Origin of the sequence: Streptomyces sp. NBC_00572 (assembly GCF_026341815.1) — a bacterium.
In the GTDB taxonomy this organism is placed as follows: Bacteria; Actinomycetota; Actinomycetes; order Streptomycetales; family Streptomycetaceae; genus Streptomyces.
Genome location: NZ_JAPENX010000001.1, coordinates 3,317,537 through 3,335,188, shown reverse-complemented (window position 1 = coordinate 3,335,188; position 17,652 = coordinate 3,317,537). Strand labels below are relative to the sequence as shown.

The window sequence follows — 17,652 nt, the reverse complement described above, 5'->3', positions numbered from 1 at the left end:
GGGGGGTGAACCGGGGCGGCGGTCGGATCCGACGTGAGACGGACCCCGTCCCCTACGGGGTGGAGATGGGGGAAAACGGTTCGCTCCCGGCCCTGCTCAGGAGTTACACTCGCCAGCTTCCCCGCCTCCCTTCGTGGAGAGCCGCCGCCCGGTCGGTAACCGGCGGCCACCTCGACGTGTCCGTGTATCCGCGCATTCGCCCCGGAGGCTCCGCCGTGTCCGTGTCCGTGTCCGTGCCCGTGTCCGACGATCCCCTGGCCCGCGAGCGCGCCCATCTGAGCTCGTCCCGCGCCGCCCTGCGCGCGATGCGCGAGGACGTGGAGGCGCTCGACATCAAGGACGTCACCGCGAACTGGGTCAACGCGGTGGTGCTCGGGCGGCAGATCGAGGACCGCATCAAGGCGCTGGCCGACCTGTCCCACACACCGCTGTTCTTCGGGCGGCTCGACTACCTGCACACCACGCAGGAGGGGCAGCGGTTCTACATCGGGCGGCGGCACGTCCACGACGCCGACGGCGATCCGATGGTGATCGACTGGCGTGCGCCGGTGTCGCAGCCGTACTACCAGGCCTCGAAGAAGAACCCGCAGGACGTCGGACTGCGCCGGCGCTTCGGCTACACGGGCGGCGAGCTCACCGCGTACGAGGACGAGCACCTCTCCGACCCGGAGGAGCTGGAGCAGACCAGCCGGCTGCTCCAGGCGGAGATCGAGCGGCCGCGTGTCGGTCCGATGCGGGACATCGTCGCCACGATCCAGCCCGAGCAGGACGGGATCGTCCGGTCGGATCTCTCCGGGACCGTGTGCGTGCAGGGAGGGCCCGGGACCGGTAAGACGGCCGTCGGTCTGCACCGTGTCGCCTATCTGCTGTACGCGCACCGGGAGCGGCTCGCCCGTACCGGGACGCTCGTCATCGGGCCCAACCGGTCCTTCCTCCACTACATCGAGCAAGTCCTTCCCGCGCTCGGCGAGTTGGAGGTGAAGCAGGCCACCGTCGACGATCTCGTCGGCGGCCGGGTCGAGGTGCGCGGCACGGACGAGGCCGCGACCGCCGTCGTCAAGGGTGACGCCCGGATGGCGGAGCTGCTGCGGCGCGCGGTGCGTTCGCACGCGGCGCTGCCGAAGGAGCCCCTGATGGTGGTGCGCGGCTCGCGCCGCTGGCGGGTGCCCGCGTACGAACTGGAGGAGATCGTCCAGGAGTTGATGGACCGCGACATTCGGTACGGGGCCGCCCGTGAGGCGCTGCCGCAGCGCATCGCGCACGCGGTCCTGGTCCGGATGGAGCAGGCGGGCGAGGCGCCCGACGACCGGGTGCAGAACGCGGTCGCGCGGAACACGGCGGTGAAGGCCGTCGTGAAGGAGTGCTGGCCGCTGGTGGAGCCCGCGAAGCTGGTGCTCCGGCTGCTCGGCGACGCGGAGTTCCTCGCGGAGCACGCCGAGGGGCTGTTCACCGAGGACGAGCAGAAGCTGCTGCTGTGGGCGAAGCCCGCCCGGAGCGTGAAGACGGCGAAGTGGTCGGCGGCGGACGCGGTCCTCGTCGACGAGGCACAGGACCTGGTGGAGCGGACGCACTCGCTGGGCCATGTCGTCCTCGACGAGGCGCAGGACCTGTCCCCGATGCAGTACCGGGCGGTGGGCCGACGCTGCACGACCGGCTCGGCGACGATCCTCGGCGACCTGGCCCAGGGGACCACCCCGTGGGCGACGGCGAGCTGGGCGGAGGCGCTCGGGCACCTGGGGAAGCCTGAGGCGGTGGTGGAGGAGCTGACCGCCGGTTTCCGCGTGCCGCGTGAGGTGATCGCCTACGCCTCGCGGCTCCTGCCGCACATGTCGCCGGGGCTCGCGGCGGTGGAGTCGGTGCGTGAGAATCCCGGTTCGCTCGACGTACGCCCCACGGACGCGCTGGACCGGGACGTCGTCGCGGCCTGTGTCGAGACGCTCGCCCACGAGGGCTCCATCGGGCTGATCGCCGCCGACGCGCGGATCGCGCCGCTGGCGGAGGCGCTGACGGCGGCCGGTCTCGCGTATCTCTCCCCCGGCGAGGAGACCACGGCCGAGTCCCGGCTGACGCTGGTCCCGGCCTCGCTCGCGAAGGGTCTGGAGTACGACTACGTCGTCCTGGACGAGCCGGCGGCGGTCGTCGACGGCGAGCCCGACGAGCGGACCGGCCTGCGACGGCTGTACGTGGCGCTGACCCGCGCCGTTTCCGGGCTGACGATTCTTCACTCGGCTCCCGTTCCCCACCAGTTGGAACCGGCGTGACCCGCGCCGGGGCCCTGCATCACGTCGAGGTGTGGGTGGGCGATCTCGCCGTCGCCGAGGCGAGCTTCGGCTGGCTCCTCGGCGCCCTCGGGTACGAGCCCTTCCAGTGCTGGGAGGGCGGCCGCAGCTGGGCGCTCGACTCCTTCTACCTCGTCGTCGAGCAGTCCCCGGCCCGCACGTCGGACCGGCACGACCGGCTCCGGCCGGGCCTGAACCACCTGGCCTTCCACGCCGGTGACCGGGCCGCCGTCGACGCCCTCGTCACCGAGGCGCCGGCGCACGGCTGGCGGCTGCTGTTCGCCGACCGGCATCCGTACGCGGGAGGCGAGGGCGTCTACGCGGCCTACCTGGAGAACGCCGACGGGTTCGAGGTGGAGCTCGTCGCCGCCACGAAGAAAGATCCCGACGAGCGATGAGTTTCTTCGCGGGCCCCGGTCTATAGGTTGTATTCGCTGCTGAGCACCGAGGCTGAGCAGCCGTCAAGAACCTCACGGGAGAACCCGGATGCGCACTCTCATCAGCACTGCCTTCGTCTCGCTCGACGGTGTCGTGGAGGCCCCCGGCGGCGAGCCCGGCTACCGGAACTCGGGCTGGACCTTCAAGGAGGTGGACTTCGTCCCGGAGGCGTACGCACTCAAGGGCCAGGAGCAGGAGGAGGCCGGTGCGATGCTGCTCGGCCGGGCGAGCTACGAGGCGTTCAGCGCCGTCTGGCCGGACATGGCGGACTTCGCCCGCTACAAGACGCTGCCGAAGTACGTGGTGTCCACGACCCTCACCGAGGACGACCTGGTGGACAACTGGGGCGAGATCACGATCCTGCGCTCGCTCGACGAGGTCGCCGCACTGAAGGAGACCGAGGGCGGCCCGATCATCATGCACGGCAGCGCCTCGCTGAACCGGGCGCTGTCGGACGCCGGTCTGATCGACCGGTACAACCTGCTCGTCTTCCCGCTGCTGCTCGGGGCGGGCAAGCGGTTGTTCAGCGAGACGGACAAGGACACGCAGAAGCTGAAGCTCGTCGAGCACGAGGCGTACTCCAACGGCATCCAGAAGAACGTGTTCGACGTCGTCCGCTAGGGCGTGATCGACTCCGCGTACTCCGCCAGGGCCTCGATGCGGGTGCGGCGGGCGACGGCCGCGAGCACGGGGTTCGTGTCGCGGTAGTAGTGCTCGGTCACCAGGCCCCAGGCCAGGGCCCAGCCTCGGCCGCGTGCCCAGGTCGCGTCGTCGACGCGGGCCGCCTCGCGGAAGAGCGGGCGGGTGTCGGCGGTGAACAGGGTCCATGCGGGCATCGTGTCGCAGGCCGGATCGCCCGTACCGACGCCGCCGAAGTCGATGACGGCGCTGAGCCGGCCCTCGTGGCCGAGCAGGTTGCCCGGCAGCAGGTCGCTGTGGATCCAGACGGGCGCGCCCTCCCACTGCGGGAGCCGCAGGACGGCCTCCCATGCGGCGGTCGCGAGCTCCGGGTCGATGAGGCCGTCGGCGCCGAGGTCGCGGATCGCGCCCGGCAGGTGGCCGTCCTCCCACGCGGTGACGTGACCGCCCCGGAAGGACGCGGGCCCTTCGCTCGCGTCGACGGTGCGCAGGGCGGCGCCGAAGCGGCCCAGCTCGACGGCCGCGTGGGCGAGGTCGGTGAGCGGGGTGTTGTACGTGTCGTCCCCGTCGAGCCAGCGGTAGACCGACCAGGGCCTCGGGAACGCGGCGCTCGCCTCGGCCCGCCCCACCGGGACCGGGATGTCCAGCGGCAGGTGCGGGGCGAGCAGGGGCAGCCAGCGCTGTTCCTTCTCGACGTGGCGCGCGGCGTAGGGGGCCCGGGGCAGCCGGACGACGAGCTCGTCCCCGAGCCGGAACATGACGTTGTCCGTGCCGGCCGATCGCACGGCCCGGACCGGAAGGCCGGCCCACTCGGGGAACCGCCCGGCGACGAGCCGGGCGACGAGCTCGCTGTCGACGGCGGGCGGCTCGTCGGAGTGCGCGGTCGTGGTCGTCGTGGCTGCCATGCGGAGAGGCTAACGACCGGGCCACGCCCGAGGCCAGGCGTTTTCCCGGGCGGGCGCGCGCCCGGGAGCCTGCCCGCGCGGGGCGCATCCCGGGAGGGGCGCACCCCGGGCCGGGTGCTTCCCACCCCGGTCGCTTTCCCGGGCCGGCGCCCTCCCGGGCGCCTGCCCGCGCGGGGTACTTCCCGCGCGGGGTACTTCCCGCGCCCGCGACCGTAGTTGCGGGACCGCTGCCGGGGGTCCTACGCGTCCAGTGCCTCGCGCCACGTCCGTACCGCGTCCGCCGAGACCGGGGCCGCCCAGCCCTGGGGGCGGGCGGCGCCGCCGATGTGGAAGGCGTCGAGGCCGGACGCGCGCAGTCCGGGGAGGTGGTCGAGGCGGAGGCCGCCGCCGACGAGGATCTGGGCCTCGTAGCCCGGCTCGCCCGCGCGGGCGGTCTCGGCCTTGAGGGTGGCCAGGCCGTCGTCGACGCCGGTGGCGGCGCCGGCCGTCAGATAGGTGTCGAGGCCGGGCAGGTCGGCGAGCCGCTTGCGCAGTCCGTCGCGGTCGGCGGCGCGGTCGATCGCCCGGTGGAAGGTCCAGCGGGCGCCGTCGAGGACGGCGATGAGCCGCTCGACGGCCACCAGGTCGGGCTCGCCGTCAGGGGTGAGGAAGCCGAGGACGAACTCGTCGGCGCCCGCCGCGCGCAGCTCCAGGGCGCGCCCGACCAGTGCGTCGATTCCCCGGGGGCCCCCGGCCGCGAAGCCGTCGGTGAGGCGGAGCATCACGCGCAGCGGGATGTCGACGGCGGCGCGGATGGCGGCGAAACCGACCAGGGACGGGGTGAGTCCGTCCGCCGCCATGTCGGTGACGAGTTCGAGCCGGTCGGCTCCACCGGTCTGGGCAGCGACCGCGTCTTCCTCGTCGAGGGCGATCACCTCAAGGACTGCACGGTTGCTCATCGAGCCCATTCCTCCATGAATGACGGCTATATAGGTCTAGTCCAATGACCAGCCTAGCCGTGCGCGTGCCCTCCCGCATCGTGCGTGGCCTCACCGGCTGCGGGAAGGGGTGCCCTGCCGCCACCCGTGGTGACGGTGAAGGCCGCCGTCCGCACCTTGCCCTCGTGCTGGAAGTCGAGGAACAGACGGTACGTGCCCGCGCTGGGCGCCGTCGCCGTGAAGGAGACGTCCGGGCCGGGGCCGCCCTCGTTCGGGTGCACGTGGAGGTAGGCGAGGTCGCCGTCGCGCAGGGCGACGAGGTGTCCGTACGCCCCGAGGTAGGGCTCCAGGTCGGTGACGGGCTTCCCCGCCTTGGTGACGGTGAGCCGGAGTTCGCCGGCCTTGCCGGGGTCCAGGGTGCCGCCGAGGCGGACCTGGTAGCCGTCGACGGTGGACGTCGGGGCGACGGCGGGCAGCGGCTTCGGCGCGTACGCCCCCGGTACGGAGAGGTCGACGCCGAGCGTGATGCCCTTGGCGCCGGGCGCGGCGGGCTTGAAGTCGGCGAAGGCCTTGTAGCCGCCCGCGGCGGGCAGGTCGGCGGCCACCGACCAGGTGCCGTCGGCCGCCTTCACGGGGTGCAGGTGGCGGAAGGTGTTGAGGTCGCGCGAGGCGACGATGAAGTGCAGTTCCTTGCCGTGCTCGGTGGTGAACGCGGTGACCTTCTTGCCGGCCGCGTCCTTGATCGAGAACTTCAGGGTGCTCTTGCCCGCGGCGGGGACGGGGGTCTCCATCGCCAGGGTGTAGCCGCCCTCGGAGACCTGGAGGCCGCCGGGGGTGTCGGCGGCGGGGGCGGCGGCCGTGCCGTCGGCGGCGCCCTCCTCGTGTCCGGCGTGCCCGTCCGCCGCCGCGCTCTTCGAGGGGGTGGGCGACGCGGCCGCGTGCTCCCCGTGCGCGGCCTTCGCCGGCTCCTCGACGGGGCCGACACCCTTGCCCACCCCGTACGCGGCCCCGAAGGTCGCGGCGAGCGCGGCGGCATAGGCAGTGATCTTCACTCCGGTGTTCATGGCTGCTCTCCCGTACGTGGGTGGTGGCGGCCGGCGGTGGCCGTTCGATGCACTTCACCATACCCCTGGGGGGTATCAAGTCAAGTCGGGGATCCGCTTGCGTCGGATACCACAGGGGGGTATACATGGAATCAGAAGCAGATACCCCCCGAGGGTATCCACTGCACCGGATTCGACCGAGGAGAAGCCATGGGCTCCTGCTGCACCCCCGACAACAGCTGCTCGACCACGGAGGCCACCGCCGTCGCGGTCGCCGACAGCACCGTCACGGTCTACGCCGTCTCCGGCATGACCTGCGGCCACTGCAAGTCCGCGATCACCAAGTCCGTCAGCGCGCTCGACGGCGTCATCTCGGTGGACGTCGACGTCGCCGGCGGTCTGGTGACCGTGACCACGGGCGGCGAGCCCGACGACGCGGCGATCACCGCGGCGGTCGACGACGCGGGCTACGAGCTCACCGGCCGCGCCTGACCGACAGCCCTCTCAGGGCCTTCCCTCGGCCGCCGGGGCCCGCCCCGTCCCACCCGGGCCCCGGCCCCCGAACCCGCACTTACGAGGAGCAGGAGCTATGACAACGACGACACCGGGCACCGCCCAGGTCGAGCTCGCCATCGGCGGCATGACCTGCGCCTCGTGTGCGGCCCGTATCGAGAAGAAGCTCAACCGGATGGACGGGGTCGAGGCCACCGTCAACTACGCGACCGAGAAGGCGAAGGTCACCTTCGACGCCGACATCGACGTCGCCGCGCTGATCGCCACCGTCGAGGCCACCGGCTACACCGCCGCCGAGCCCGCGCCCCCCGAGTCCGAGGCCCCCGGCGCGTCGGAGGGCCCCTCCGACGAGGAGAAGGCCGACGCGGCGCTGCTTCCCCTCAAGCAGCGCCTGGTCACCGCCGTCTCGCTCGCCGTGCCGGTCATCGCCATGGCGATGATCCCGGCGCTCCAGATCGAGTACTGGCAGTGGCTGAGCCTCACGCTCGCCGCGCCGGTCGTCGTGTACGCGGCCTGGCCGTTCCACCGCGCCGCCTGGACCAACGCCAAGCACGGCGCCGCCACCATGGACACGCTGATCTCGGTCGGCACCATCGCCGCGTTCCTCTGGTCCCTGTGGGCGCTGTTCTTCGGGACCGCCGGTACGCCGGGGATGACCCACCCGTTCGAGTTCACGATCGCCCGCACCGACGGCGCCGGGAACATCTACCTGGAGGCCGCGGCCGGCGTCACCTCCTTCATCCTCGCCGGCCGGTACTTCGAGGCCCGCTCGAAGCGGAAGGCCGGCGCCGCACTCAAGGCGCTGATGCAGCTGGGCGCCAAGGAGGTCACCGTTCTGCGCGGCGGCCAGGAGGTCACCGTACCGACGGCCGATCTCCAGGTCGGCGACCGCTTCCTGGTCCGTCCGGGCGAGAAGATCGCCACCGACGGCACCGTCGTCGAGGGCTCCTCCGCCGTCGACGCCTCCATGCTCACCGGCGAGTCCGTGCCGGTCGAGGTCTCCGTCGGCGACTCCGTCACCGGCGCCACCCTGAACGCCGGCGGCCGCCTCGTCGTCGAGGCCACCCGCGTCGGGTCCGACACCCAGCTCGCCCGCATGGCCAAGCTCGTCGAGGACGCGCAGAACGGCAAGGCCGCCGCCCAGCGCCTCGCCGACCGGATCTCGGCCGTCTTCGTCCCGATCGTCATCGCGCTCGCGCTCGGCACCCTCGGCTTCTGGCTGGGTACGGGGCAGGGGCTGACCGCGGCCTTCACCGCCGCCGTCGCCGTACTGATCATCGCCTGCCCCTGCGCCCTCGGCCTGGCCACCCCGACCGCCCTCATGGTCGGCACCGGCCGCGGCGCGCAGCTCGGCATCCTCATCAAGGGACCCGAGGTCCTGGAGACCACCCGCAAGGTCGACACGATCGTCCTCGACAAGACCGGCACCGTCACCACCGGCCGGATGACCCTCATCAAGGTCCACACCGCCGAGGGCGTCGGCGAGATGGACGTCCTGCGGCTCGCGGGCGCCCTGGAGCACTCCTCCGAGCACCCGATCGCCCAGGCCGTCGCCACCGGCGCCGCCGCCAAGGTGGGGAAGCTGCCCGCCCCCGAGGACTTCGCCAACATCCCCGGGCTCGGCGTCCAGGGCATCGTCGACGGCCACGCCGTCCTCGTCGGCCGCGAGAAGCTCCTCGACGAGTGGGCCATGGCGCTCCCGGCGGGCCTCAAGTCCGCGAAGGACACCGCCGAGAAGGCCGGCAGGACCGCGATCGCGGTGGCCTGGGACGGCGAGGCCCGCGCGGTCCTGGAGGTCGCCGACGCGGTGAAGGAGACCAGCGCCGAGGCCATCAAGCGGCTGCGCGCGCTCGGTCTGACGCCGATCCTGCTGACCGGTGACAACAAGGCGGTCGCGGAGGCCGTCGCCGCCGAGGTCGGCATCGACGAGGTCATCGCGGAGGTCATGCCGCAGGACAAGGTCGACGTCGTCAAGAAGCTGCAGGCGGAGGGCCGTTCGGTCGCCATGGTCGGCGACGGGGTCAACGACGCCGCCGCGCTCGCCCAGGCCGACCTCGGTCTGGCCATGGGCACCGGTACGGACGCCGCCATCGAGGCCGGCGACCTGACCCTGGTACGCGGAGACCTGCGGGCCGCGGCCGACGCCATCCGGCTCTCCCGCAAGACGCTCGGGACGATCCGCTCGAACCTGTTCTGGGCCTTCGCCTACAACGTGGCGGCCCTGCCGCTCGCCGCGGCCGGACTGCTCAACCCGATGATCGCGGGCGCGGCCATGGCCTTCTCCTCGGTCTTCGTGGTCGGCAACAGCCTGCGCCTGCGGGGCTTCCAGGCCGCCGACCGCTGACCCGGACCCCACCTTCCCCGCCGAATCCCCGAGGAGCCCGCCGTGGCCGGTTACGGACAGCACAAGGAAGACATCATCAGACGCCTGCGCCGGATCGAGGGCCAGGTCAGGGGGGTGCAGCGGATGGTCGACGAGGACGTCTACTGCATCGACGTCCTCACCCAGGTCTCCGCGATCAACGCGGCCCTCCAGTCCTGTGCGGTGGCCCTGCTCGACGAGCACCTGAGCTGCTGCGTCACGGAGGCCATCGCGCAGGGCGGGGACCAGGCGAAGGAGAAGGTGGGCGAGGCGTCGAAGGCGATCGCCCGGCTGATCCGGACATGACGGACTAGGCCGTGCCCGGCGAAGGACCGGTGGGCCGGTATCAACCGCCCTTGCGTGAAGGACAGTCGGCGGACAGCGTGAGACTCAGCCGGAGACAGAGGCCGAGCAGCTGCCGGAGGAGCACCAGCTCCACCGATCCGGGCAGACCGGAGTCGCAGACCTTCGCGCAGGGGCGGTTTCGCGTAAGGGTCTTCATGAGGGTCGACATCCCGCCACCGTACCCCTGGGGGGTATACCTCGGCGAGGGGAGCGGCCCGTACGATGAGCCGCCCGTAGGGGGAGGGGATGCACGTGCGCCGGCTGGGAGAGCTGGAGGCCGAGATCATGGACCGACTGTGGGCCTGGCAGCGGCCCGCCACGGTCCGCGAGGTCGTCGACGACATCAATCGGGGACGACGCGTCGCCTACACGACCGTGATGACGGTCGCCGACATCCTGCACCGCAAGGGCTGGCTCCGCCGCGAGAAGGCCGGCCGGGCCTGGCTGTACGAGCCCGTCCGCAGCCGCGAGGAGTACACCGCGGGCCTGATGCGGGACGCGCTCGGCGACAGCCAGGACCGCCCCGCCGCCCTCCTGCGGTTCGTGGAGGTCATCTCCGACGAGGACATGGACGCCCTCGACGCGGCCCTGCGCGCCGCCCGCGGCGACCACGAACCCCAGCCCGGCGGGAGCGGCACGTGAACGTGAACCACCACGTCCTCGTCCCCCTCGGGCTCGCCGTACTCACCGGATTCCTCGTGCCCTGGCTGCTCGTCCGGGCGCGCTGGGCCCAGCAGGCGCCCCGGCTCGCGCTCGGCGTGTGGGCCGCGTGCGGCGCCGCCTTCGCCGTCGCGACCGCCCTGCTGCCCGCCCAGCTGGTCCTGTCGGGCGAGAGCAGCCACCGTCTGGCGGACATGATGTTCGCCTTCCAGCTGCCCACGGTCGAGGAGCTCCTGAACCTCGACGGGCGCGAGCGGTTCGCCTTCTCGCTCTCCCTCGCCGTCCTGTCGGTACCGGCCGCCGCGTTCGTGCGCCGGCTGGTCAGGGCCCGCCGGGTGCGGGTGCGGCACGCGGGGGTGCTGCGGCTCGTCGGACGGTACGACCCCGCCCTGCGGGCCACCGTCCTCGACGACGCCCGGCCCGCCGTGTACTGCCTGCCGGGCCGTTCGCGCCGGGTCGTGGTCTCCTCCGGCGCGGTGGACACCCTCACCCCGGCCCAGCTCGCGGCGGCGCTCGCGCACGAGCGGGCGCACATCGCGGGGCGGCACCATCTCCTCGTCGCCGCGTCGGAGGCCTTCGCGGCCGTCTTCCCGCACCTCCCCCTCGCCCGGCACGGCGGGGGTTCCGTACCGCTACTGCTCGAAATGGCCGCGGACGACCGGGCGTTGCGCCGATGCACGCGGGACGCGCTGGCCACGGCGCTGTACGCGCTCGCGTCGGGGCGGGCGCCCAAGTCCGCTTTCGCCGCGGGCGGGCCCTCGGCGGCGCTGCGGATGCGGCGCATCCTCACTCCGCACAGCGCCGGACATCCCGTTCTGCACGGCCTGTTGACCATCGCGGCCGCAGGGCTCGCGATGACCCCCTTGATCGTCGCCTGCTGTTCCTTCCCCGGATAATTGACTCGGTTCAGCACCCGTCCGACATGCCGAACAGCCCTATTTACTAAGCGAATTCGTAGATTTCGCATCGGTCACGAACAACTGAATTCCCCGCTATTGTGGGTATGTTGGGGATCGGGCTCGGCACGTCGAAGGGTACAAAACCAATGCAGCTGGCTGGCGTTCGGACGGCCGCGGCCGGCGATGCGACGACGATATCCAGGCTGCTTGCCGACGTCATTCGGAGCAGCTACGCGGGAATACTGGACGAAATCCCGATGCGGCGACTGATCTCCGCACAATGCGCACTCCCCCGCATACGAGCGGAAATTGAAATTCCAGGGGGCGCGCCCGGCTGGCTCGGCTGGCTCGTCGCCACCGACGCGGAGGGCACGGTCGTCGGCGCCGCCGCGGGCGGCGTCCCGGTCCCGGGCGAGGGCGAGGTGTACGCCCTGGCCGTGGCGTCCGGCTCCCGCCGCCGGGGCGTGGGTACGGCCCTGCTGGCGGCGGCCACGGACCGGATGCGGAGCTTCGGGGCCCGGGACCAGCGGGTGGAACTCCCCGCGGAGACGGACCCGGCGCTGCCGTTCTACAGCCACCTCGGCTTCACCGCCCTGTCCGCCACTCGCTGGAGCCGCACGCTCTAGCGAGAGTCGCACCTCTGGGCGTGGCAGATCCACGCCATCGCGTGTTCACGCAGCCCGATTCGGTGGATCGGGGTTCCCTCCCCAGGTCACGATGGGTCCAGCGGCGCGGTCCCCGGCGGCACGGGCACCTCGTCCGGACGGCATGGACCGAGCGAGCCCCTGGAGGAGCGATGCACACACCGAGCGGCACTTCCCTGCCCGTCGTGCCCGCAGCGCTCGCTCCGGTCCTGCCGTCCCGATACGGCCGGGAGCACGAGCCCGCTCCCGGGGCCGGCGTCCGGGTCACCTCGGACACCCTTCCCGGGCTCGAATCCGTGTCCTCCGCCGACGAGAGTTCCGTCTGGCTGCACGACGCTCTGCTCGGCCCGCACAGCGCGGACATCGTCCGGTACCTCAGCCTCGCCCGCTCCACCGGCGGACCCGTTCTGGACCTCGGCTCCGGCGCCGGGCGGCTCGCCGTCCCGTTCGCCCGGCACGGCTTCGCCGTGGAAGCCGTGGACCGGGACGCCTCGGCCCTTGAGCGCCTCGACAGCTGGGCCCGCCGGATCGGTCCGCAGGTGGCCGGTCTGGTCGTCACCCACCGGACGGACCTCACGGAGCTGCGGCTCGAAGGCAGCTACCGGCTCGCGCTGCTCGCGGGTGCGATGGTCGCCGCCGTGCCCCCGGCACGGCGGCCGGAGCTGCTGCGGGAGGTGGCGTCCCACCTGGAGACGGGCGGGGCGCTCGCCCTCGACTACACGGCGCACCAGCTCCCGGGGCTGATCGCGGAGCCGCAGCGGACCTGGGCGTTCCAGGTGCCGCGCTTCGACGGCATCGACGAGTGGGTGGTGGCCCGGCAGGTCTTCGACCTGCCGTCGATGAGCGAGCGGATCACGTACTACGCGGTCAGGACCGGGAAGCTGTCCACGGAGCGGGTCGTGCTGACCACCGACAAGTGGATCGTGGACCCCGAGCGGCTCGCGGCCGAGCTGCACTCGGCGGGGCTGCACATCGAGGGCCGGCGGCGGCACCGGATCGACGACCGCACCGAGTCCGTCCTGCTCGTGTGCAGGACGGACGACTGAACGGACGGCCGGAAGCACCTGACGAGGTCGACAAGCACACCTGACGAGGTTGACGAGCAAGAGGTACGATGCCCACAAAAGTTTGAGCCGACCAGGTGGCGGGCGGAGAAGATGGCAGTCGTGGAAGAGCTGACGGGCCGCGAGGCGGTGATCCAGCGCCTGCGCGACGTCGGGCTGCGGGTCACGGGCCCGCGCCTGGAGGTGCTCACGGTGCTCGCCGCCGGCGGCCATCTCGACGTCGAGGCGATCACCACGACCGCCCGCGAGCGGCTCGGCACGCTGACCAGCCAGGCCGTGTACGAGATGCTGCGGCACTTCCAGGAGACGGGCCTGGTCAGCAAGTTCGACCGGCCCGGCCTGCCCGCGGTCTTCGAGATCTCCGGACCGGCGCACCAGCACGCGCTGTGCACGGTGTGCGGCCGCGTGGAGAACGTCGCGGCGGCCGCGCCCGCCCCGCCCAAGGGCGCCCTGCCGAAGTGGCGGGTGGAGGACGCGGAGGTCGTCTTCAAGGGCCTGTGCCCCGACTGCCGGGCGAGCGCCCCCGCCGCCTGAGCCGCAGTCAGGACCGTGCGAGCCGACGCCCGTCCGCGGACCGGGTCGCCGGTCAACTCCGTGCGTGTCGTTCGATTTTGTGGCAGGGTCTAGCGGGGCGATTCAACAGGGTCCACCGGATCCGAGGGGAGTCTGCTGCGCCGTGTCCAGAAACGCCGCCGTGTCCCGCGTGGGCAGCGAGCAGGCCCTCGCCGTCTACCAGGAACTCCGCGCCCGCCCCGGCACCGCCTTCGACGAGGCCGCGGACCGCCTGGAGCTCACCGCCGAAGAGCGGGAGCGATGTCGCGAGGAACTCGCCTCCTTGGGACTCACCGCCCCTCAGGACCCTTCGGAACCGGACGCCCCTCAGGACGCTTCGGGACCGGGGACCCCCCGGGGCCCGGAGACACGCGCCCGCTCCCTCGTCCCCACCGTCGTCGACCCCGACGTCGCCCTGCTGCGGCTGCTGCGCCGGGAGCGTGACCGGCTCCAGGACCGGCTGGCCGCGACCAGCCGCGCGCACACCGCCCTCGAAGCGCTCGCCGGACCGTTCCTGCGTGCCGGGGCCGCCCCCCGCTCCGAGGTCGAGGTGGAGATCGTCACCGACCCGCAGCGGGTGCTGCGCGAGCTGACGGAGCTCACGGAGTCCGTCCGTACCGCCGTGCACGTCATGCACACCGGGTCCGTGCGGCGTGAGGACATGGCCGCCGAGCTGGACCGGGACCGCCGCCGGGCCGACCGGGGCGTGCGGGTCCGCGCCATGTACAGCCGGCGGGTCGGCACCGTACCCGAGATGACCCAGCACCTGGCCGACCGGGCCGCGCTCGGGGTGGAGCTGCGCCTCTCCCCCGTCGTCCCGATGAACATGGTCCTCGCCGACGAGAACTTCGCCCTGCTGCCGACCGACCCGCACGACCCGGACTCGCCCACCATCCTGGCCCGCGGCCCCGGCCTCGTCCGCTCCTACCTCGCGCTCTACGAGTACTGCTGGCAGGCGGCCGCCCGGTACGGCGAGGAGCCCCGCGAGAGCGGTGGCGACGGGTTGTCCGACCAGCAGCGGGCCGCGCTGCACATGCTGGCCTCCGGGATCAAGGACGAACAGATCGCACGGAGCCTCGGGGTCTCGCTCCGGACGGTCAGCCGGCTCCTCTCGGAGGTCATGCAGGAACTGGGGGCGGCGAGCCGCTTCGAGGCCGGGGTGAAGGCGGCCCGGCTCGGCCTGCTCGACGGCGAGGGATCCGAACAGGGGGTCTAGTCCAAGGAGTTCCTGTGCGACACGGTAGGTGCAGGTACGGGTACGGGCATTGCACGACGGACTCCCGCCGAGCCGTATGACAAGGTGAGGGCGGGGCGACTCGGAGGATGAGGGGGTCACTTCGCCATGGTCACTGCGGGCGACGGCATCGGGGAGGACACGACCGAAGTCCTCCTTGCCGTGTACCAGGAGCTGCGCCGCCGGGGCGTCTCGGACTTCGAGGAGGTCCGCAGGGAACTCGGGCTCGCGCCGGAGGAGTACGAGCGATGTCGCGGCGAACTCCTCACCCTGGGCCTGATCGTGCCGACCGGGCAGGCGCACGCCACCATCGCCGCGGTGCAGGACGGCAGTTGGCGCTCCGAGACGGACACGGTCGCGGCGATCGACCCGGAGATCGCGCTGCTGCGGCTCCTGGAGCGTGAGCGTGAGCGGCTGCGGGAGCACCTGGCGGAGGCGGACGAGGCGTACAGCACGCTGGAGATCCTCGCGGGTTCCTATCTGCGGGCCGAGGCGCTCACCCGGGCGGAGGCGCACGTCGAGGCGCTGACCGACTACCGCAGGATCCAGCAGGCCATCGAGGACATCACCGACGTGATGCAGGAGAGTTCGGCCGCGCTGCACCCGGGGATGCCGGGGCGGCAGAACCCGGACCGGATGCTCGACCGGGACCGGCGGCAGATCGCCAACGGGGTGCGGGTGCGGGCCATCTACGGCCGGCAGGAGGCCACGGACCCGGAGATGGAGAAGTTCCTGGGGCAGCGGGCGGAGCTGGGCGTGGAGATCCGCCTGGCCCCCGTCGTCCCGATGAACCTGATCATCGCCGACCAGCAGTTCGCGCTGGTGCCGATCCGCCCCGAGGAGCCGGGCGAGGGCGCGATCCTGGCACGGGGCAGCGCGCTCGTGCGGCCGTATCTGAGCCTGTACGAGCACTGCTGGCACACGGCGACGCCGTACGGCAACGAGGCGACGGCGGAGGCGGGGGGCGACGGCCTCTCGGAGCAGCAGCGGGCGGCGCTGCTCATGCTGGCCTCGGGGATGAAGGACGAGCGGATCGCGCGGACGCTCGGGGTGTCGCTGCGGACGGTCAGCCGGATGATTTCGGAGCTGATGCAGGAGCTGGGCGCGACGAGCCGTTTCGAGGCGGGGGCACGTGCGGTGCGGCTCGGCTGGCTGGACTGACCACCTCATTCACGAGCCGCCGGGGCGCGGGGGAAATACCGGGGCCCCACAATCGTGGCAGCGATTGCGGGGCCTGACGGCTCAAGAATTCCGGGGCGGGCCCCAGGGGAATCCGCGGGATGAATTTCCCGAAAGGTGATGTCAGTTGGTCGGGGTCGGCTTCGGGGGGATGACCGGCCAGCCGTTGTCCTCGGCGACGCCGGCGACGGTCTGGGGGGCGACCGGGTGGTCGGCGTCGGAGCCGATGGCGAAGGTGGCGCCGCCCGCGACGGCGGTACAGGCCGCCACCGCGACCAGGAGCTGACGGATGGTCTTGCGGATGCCGACGGTCTGCGCAACGGACATGATTCCTCCAGGACTTGGAATGTGAATTCCGCCTTCCGGGGGCCCGTGCCGCCGGGCGTTCCCTGAAGACATCTCCATTCTGTCCCCACCCCCGAAACGAATCCAGGGATCGTCTCTGCGTGGACCCGCCATGGCGTGGATGCGTCAATCCGCCGTCCATACAACGGAATTGGGGCATCCGGAGCCCCCCATATCTTTGGTCGAACCAAAAGAGGTGCTAGACTTGTGCTACGGCCTTCTCGTTCCTCCAGGAGAGAGGGGCCGTCGGGGCAGGGGCGTGCCGCCGCCCCTGCCCCACCACCCGATCCCCACCGAAGAGCACCGGCCGGCGCGTCTCCGCCAGCGCCCCCCGGTACACCTCGACGGTCCGCTCGGCCGACGCACGCCAGCTCATCCCGTGCGCATGGCGCACCGCCGCCTCCCCCATCGTCTCCACCGCCTCCGGGTGCGCCGCGAGCCAGCGCAGCCGCCGCGCGTACTCCAGCGGATCGTGACCGTGCACCAGCAGCCCCGTCACCCCGTCCCACACCGCCGTCGGAAGCCCGCCGACCGCCGCCGCGAGCACCGGAGTCCCACAGGCCTGCGCCTCAAGCGCCACCAGACCGAAGGACTCACTGCGCGAGGGCACCACCAGGACGTCCGCCGCCCGGAACCAGTCCGCGAGCCGCTCCTGCGGCACGGGCGGGCAGGACCGCAGCACATCGGTCACCCCCAGCTCCCCGGCGAGCTGCCAGGCCGTCCCCTCGCGGGTCGCGCCGGAATGCCCGCCCACCACCGGCACCAGGAGCCGGCGGCGCAGGTCAGGGGAGTCCCGCAGCAGCTCGGCGATCGCCCGAACGAGCACGTCCGGGCCCTTCAACGGCTGTATGCGGCCCGCGTACAGCGGCACGAACGCGTCCGCCGGAAGCCCCAGCCGGGCCCGCGCCGCCGCCCGCCCGTCCCCCGGGTGGAAGGTCCGCAGATCGACCCCGGGGCGTACGACCTCGGTCCGCTCCCCCTCCGCCCCGTACAGCGAGCGCAGCGCCTCCGCCTCGTCGGCCGTGTTCGCGATCAGCCGGTCGGCGGCGCCCACCACCTGGTACTCGCCCCGCACCCGCAGCTCCGGCTCGGGGGTGTCACCGGCGGCGAGCGAGGCGTTCTTCACCCGGGCCAGCGTGTGCGCGGTGTGCACCAGCGGGATCCGCCAGCCCACCGAGGCGATCCGGCCCGCCTGCCCGGAGAGCCAGTAGTGCGAGTGGACCAGGTCGTAGCGCCGTTCCTCCTTGAGCAGGGCCAGCGAGAACGGCACCACCAGATCCGGCATGGCCTCCTTCGGCAGCGCCTCGCGCGGCCCCGCGTGCAGATGCCGGACCCGCACACCGGGGGCGAGTTCGACGAGCGGCGGCAGACCCTCGCCCCGGCAGCGGGTGAACAGGTCGACCTCCGCGCCCTGTTCGGCGAGGGCACGGGACAGCTCGACCATGTAGACGTTCATCCCGCCGGCGTCCCCCGTCCCGGGCTGGTGGAGCGGGGAGGTGTGGACGCTGAGCATGGCGACGCGCAGGGACACGAGGGGCTCCTGAGGGGGAGGGAAGCCACGTGCCCCTGCGCGTGGCTCGCGCGCGCACGGTCACGCGGCAGGGTGGGGGTTGGACACTGCTCGTACTGAAGTA

Annotated in this window: 19 protein-coding genes; 13 read left to right on the top strand and 6 right to left on the bottom strand. The window is 72.4% G+C overall.

Going from position 1 to position 17,652, the window contains the following annotated elements; translation table 11 throughout:
• The first annotated feature begins 233 nt into the window (after nt 1-233).
• The 3 genes from OG514_RS15495 to OG514_RS15485 all read left to right on the top strand — a co-directional run bounded on the left by OG514_RS15495 (nt 234) and on the right by OG514_RS15485 (nt 3,338).
• Nucleotides 234-2,261: an ATP-binding domain-containing protein gene (locus OG514_RS15495; protein WP_266900857.1), complete on the top strand. Its 2,028-nt coding sequence runs from the start codon at nt 234-236 to the stop codon at nt 2,259-2,261.
• On the top strand, nt 2,258-2,677 hold the full coding sequence (locus OG514_RS15490) for a VOC family protein (protein WP_266894951.1): 420 nt from the start codon (nt 2,258-2,260) through the stop codon (nt 2,675-2,677). Before OG514_RS15495 ends, OG514_RS15490 begins: the two co-directional genes overlap by 4 nt.
• Before the next feature lie 88 nt (nt 2,678-2,765).
• Nucleotides 2,766-3,338 carry a dihydrofolate reductase family protein gene (locus OG514_RS15485; protein ID WP_266894949.1) on the top strand — a complete coding sequence of 191 codons (573 nt, stop codon included), beginning with the start codon at nt 2,766-2,768 and terminating at the stop codon, nt 3,336-3,338.
• On the opposite strand, the gene OG514_RS15480 is transcribed toward OG514_RS15485, so the two are convergent.
• The 3 genes from OG514_RS15480 to OG514_RS15470 form a co-directional block, all read right to left on the bottom strand.
• Entirely contained in the window at nt 3,335-4,261 is a 927-nt protein-coding gene (locus OG514_RS15480; protein ID WP_266894947.1) for an aminoglycoside phosphotransferase family protein, read from the bottom strand. The genes OG514_RS15485 and OG514_RS15480 overlap by 4 nt on opposite strands.
• Before the next feature lie 239 nt (nt 4,262-4,500).
• Nucleotides 4,501-5,199 carry a copper homeostasis protein CutC gene (locus tag OG514_RS15475; RefSeq protein WP_266894945.1) on the bottom strand — a complete coding sequence of 233 codons (699 nt, stop codon included), beginning with the start codon at nt 5,197-5,199 and terminating at the stop codon, nt 4,501-4,503.
• Between the two features lie 53 nt (nt 5,200-5,252).
• The gene (locus OG514_RS15470) at nt 5,253-6,242 is read right to left on the bottom strand and encodes a hypothetical protein (RefSeq protein ID WP_266894943.1); all 990 of its coding nucleotides are present in this window, start codon (nt 6,240-6,242) and stop codon (nt 5,253-5,255) included.
• A 189-nt stretch (nt 6,243-6,431) separates the two neighbouring features.
• Between OG514_RS15470 and OG514_RS15465 the strand changes: the two genes are divergently transcribed.
• From OG514_RS15465 to OG514_RS15455, 3 genes are all read left to right on the top strand, one after another.
• The gene (locus OG514_RS15465) at nt 6,432-6,713 is read left to right on the top strand and encodes a heavy-metal-associated domain-containing protein (RefSeq protein WP_116159589.1); all 282 of its coding nucleotides are present in this window, start codon (nt 6,432-6,434) and stop codon (nt 6,711-6,713) included.
• Between the two features lie 97 nt (nt 6,714-6,810).
• Nucleotides 6,811-9,078 (top strand): cation-translocating P-type ATPase, encoded by a 2,268-nt coding sequence (locus tag OG514_RS15460; protein ID WP_266894938.1) that lies wholly within the window; start codon nt 6,811-6,813, stop codon nt 9,076-9,078.
• A gap of 42 nt (nt 9,079-9,120) precedes the next feature.
• Nucleotides 9,121-9,402, top strand: a complete 282-nt coding sequence (locus OG514_RS15455) for a metal-sensitive transcriptional regulator (protein ID WP_189834861.1) — start codon at nt 9,121-9,123, stop codon at nt 9,400-9,402.
• A gap of 40 nt (nt 9,403-9,442) precedes the next feature.
• Here the strand turns inward: OG514_RS15455 and OG514_RS15450 are convergent, their stop codons facing one another.
• Nucleotides 9,443-9,610 carry a hypothetical protein gene (locus OG514_RS15450; RefSeq protein ID WP_266894932.1) on the bottom strand — a complete coding sequence of 56 codons (168 nt, stop codon included), beginning with the start codon at nt 9,608-9,610 and terminating at the stop codon, nt 9,443-9,445.
• 83 nt (nt 9,611-9,693) lie between these two features.
• Between OG514_RS15450 and OG514_RS15445 the strand changes: the two genes are divergently transcribed.
• From OG514_RS15445 to OG514_RS15415, 7 genes are all read left to right on the top strand, one after another.
• The gene (locus tag OG514_RS15445; protein ID WP_266894930.1) at nt 9,694-10,083 is read left to right on the top strand and encodes a BlaI/MecI/CopY family transcriptional regulator; all 390 of its coding nucleotides are present in this window, start codon (nt 9,694-9,696) and stop codon (nt 10,081-10,083) included.
• Nucleotides 10,080-10,997 carry a M56 family metallopeptidase gene (locus tag OG514_RS15440; RefSeq protein WP_266894928.1) on the top strand — a complete coding sequence of 306 codons (918 nt, stop codon included), beginning with the start codon at nt 10,080-10,082 and terminating at the stop codon, nt 10,995-10,997. The genes OG514_RS15445 and OG514_RS15440 overlap by 4 nt, the downstream gene beginning before the upstream one ends.
• Nucleotides 10,998-11,257: 260 nt before the next feature.
• Nucleotides 11,258-11,626: an N-acetyltransferase gene (locus tag OG514_RS15435; RefSeq protein WP_266894926.1), complete on the top strand. Its 369-nt coding sequence runs from the start codon at nt 11,258-11,260 to the stop codon at nt 11,624-11,626.
• A gap of 170 nt (nt 11,627-11,796) precedes the next feature.
• Nucleotides 11,797-12,690 carry a cyclopropane-fatty-acyl-phospholipid synthase family protein gene (locus OG514_RS15430; RefSeq protein WP_266894924.1) on the top strand — a complete coding sequence of 298 codons (894 nt, stop codon included), beginning with the start codon at nt 11,797-11,799 and terminating at the stop codon, nt 12,688-12,690.
• Between the two features lie 111 nt (nt 12,691-12,801).
• Nucleotides 12,802-13,242: a Fur family transcriptional regulator gene (locus OG514_RS15425; protein WP_266894922.1), complete on the top strand. Its 441-nt coding sequence runs from the start codon at nt 12,802-12,804 to the stop codon at nt 13,240-13,242.
• A gap of 142 nt (nt 13,243-13,384) precedes the next feature.
• Nucleotides 13,385-14,476 (top strand): helix-turn-helix domain-containing protein, encoded by a 1,092-nt coding sequence (locus OG514_RS15420; protein ID WP_266894920.1) that lies wholly within the window; start codon nt 13,385-13,387, stop codon nt 14,474-14,476.
• Nucleotides 14,477-14,602: 126 nt separating this feature from the next.
• A complete protein-coding gene (locus OG514_RS15415) occupies nt 14,603-15,655 on the top strand; it encodes a helix-turn-helix transcriptional regulator (RefSeq protein WP_266894919.1) in 1,053 nt (350 codons plus the stop codon).
• A gap of 141 nt (nt 15,656-15,796) precedes the next feature.
• Here the strand turns inward: OG514_RS15415 and OG514_RS15410 are convergent, their stop codons facing one another.
• Both OG514_RS15410 and mshA read right to left on the bottom strand, forming a co-directional pair.
• Complete coding sequence (locus OG514_RS15410) at nt 15,797-16,000, bottom strand: hypothetical protein (RefSeq protein WP_266894917.1); 204 nt, start codon at nt 15,998-16,000, stop codon at nt 15,797-15,799.
• A gap of 217 nt (nt 16,001-16,217) precedes the next feature.
• Nucleotides 16,218-17,531 (bottom strand): D-inositol-3-phosphate glycosyltransferase, encoded by a 1,314-nt coding sequence (gene mshA / locus OG514_RS15405; protein WP_266900856.1) that lies wholly within the window; start codon nt 17,529-17,531, stop codon nt 16,218-16,220.
• Between the last annotated feature and the right edge of the window lie 121 nt (nt 17,532-17,652).

What these genes read in the sequence shown, in the direction of transcription:
- OG514_RS15485 (WP_266894949.1), top strand. Translation starts at nt 2,766, where the DNA reads ATGCGCACTCTCATCAGCACTGCCTTCGTCTCGCTCGACGGTGTCGTG.
- OG514_RS15480 (WP_266894947.1), bottom strand. Translation starts at nt 4,261, where the DNA reads ATGGCAGCCACGACGACCACGACCGCGCACTCCGACGAGCCGCCCGCC.
- OG514_RS15475 (WP_266894945.1), bottom strand. Translation starts at nt 5,199, where the DNA reads ATGAGCAACCGTGCAGTCCTTGAGGTGATCGCCCTCGACGAGGAAGAC.
- OG514_RS15470 (WP_266894943.1), bottom strand. Translation starts at nt 6,242, where the DNA reads ATGAACACCGGAGTGAAGATCACTGCCTATGCCGCCGCGCTCGCCGCG.
- OG514_RS15465 (WP_116159589.1), top strand. Translation starts at nt 6,432, where the DNA reads ATGGGCTCCTGCTGCACCCCCGACAACAGCTGCTCGACCACGGAGGCC.
- OG514_RS15460 (WP_266894938.1), top strand. Translation starts at nt 6,811, where the DNA reads ATGACAACGACGACACCGGGCACCGCCCAGGTCGAGCTCGCCATCGGC.
- OG514_RS15450 (WP_266894932.1), bottom strand. Translation starts at nt 9,610, where the DNA reads ATGTCGACCCTCATGAAGACCCTTACGCGAAACCGCCCCTGCGCGAAG.
- OG514_RS15435 (WP_266894926.1), top strand. Translation starts at nt 11,258, where the DNA reads ATGCGGCGACTGATCTCCGCACAATGCGCACTCCCCCGCATACGAGCG.
- OG514_RS15430 (WP_266894924.1), top strand. Translation starts at nt 11,797, where the DNA reads ATGCACACACCGAGCGGCACTTCCCTGCCCGTCGTGCCCGCAGCGCTC.
- OG514_RS15425 (WP_266894922.1), top strand. Translation starts at nt 12,802, where the DNA reads ATGGCAGTCGTGGAAGAGCTGACGGGCCGCGAGGCGGTGATCCAGCGC.
- OG514_RS15415 (WP_266894919.1), top strand. Translation starts at nt 14,603, where the DNA reads ATGGTCACTGCGGGCGACGGCATCGGGGAGGACACGACCGAAGTCCTC.
- OG514_RS15410 (WP_266894917.1), bottom strand. Translation starts at nt 16,000, where the DNA reads ATGTCCGTTGCGCAGACCGTCGGCATCCGCAAGACCATCCGTCAGCTC.
- mshA (WP_266900856.1), bottom strand. Translation starts at nt 17,531, where the DNA reads ATGCTCAGCGTCCACACCTCCCCGCTCCACCAGCCCGGGACGGGGGAC.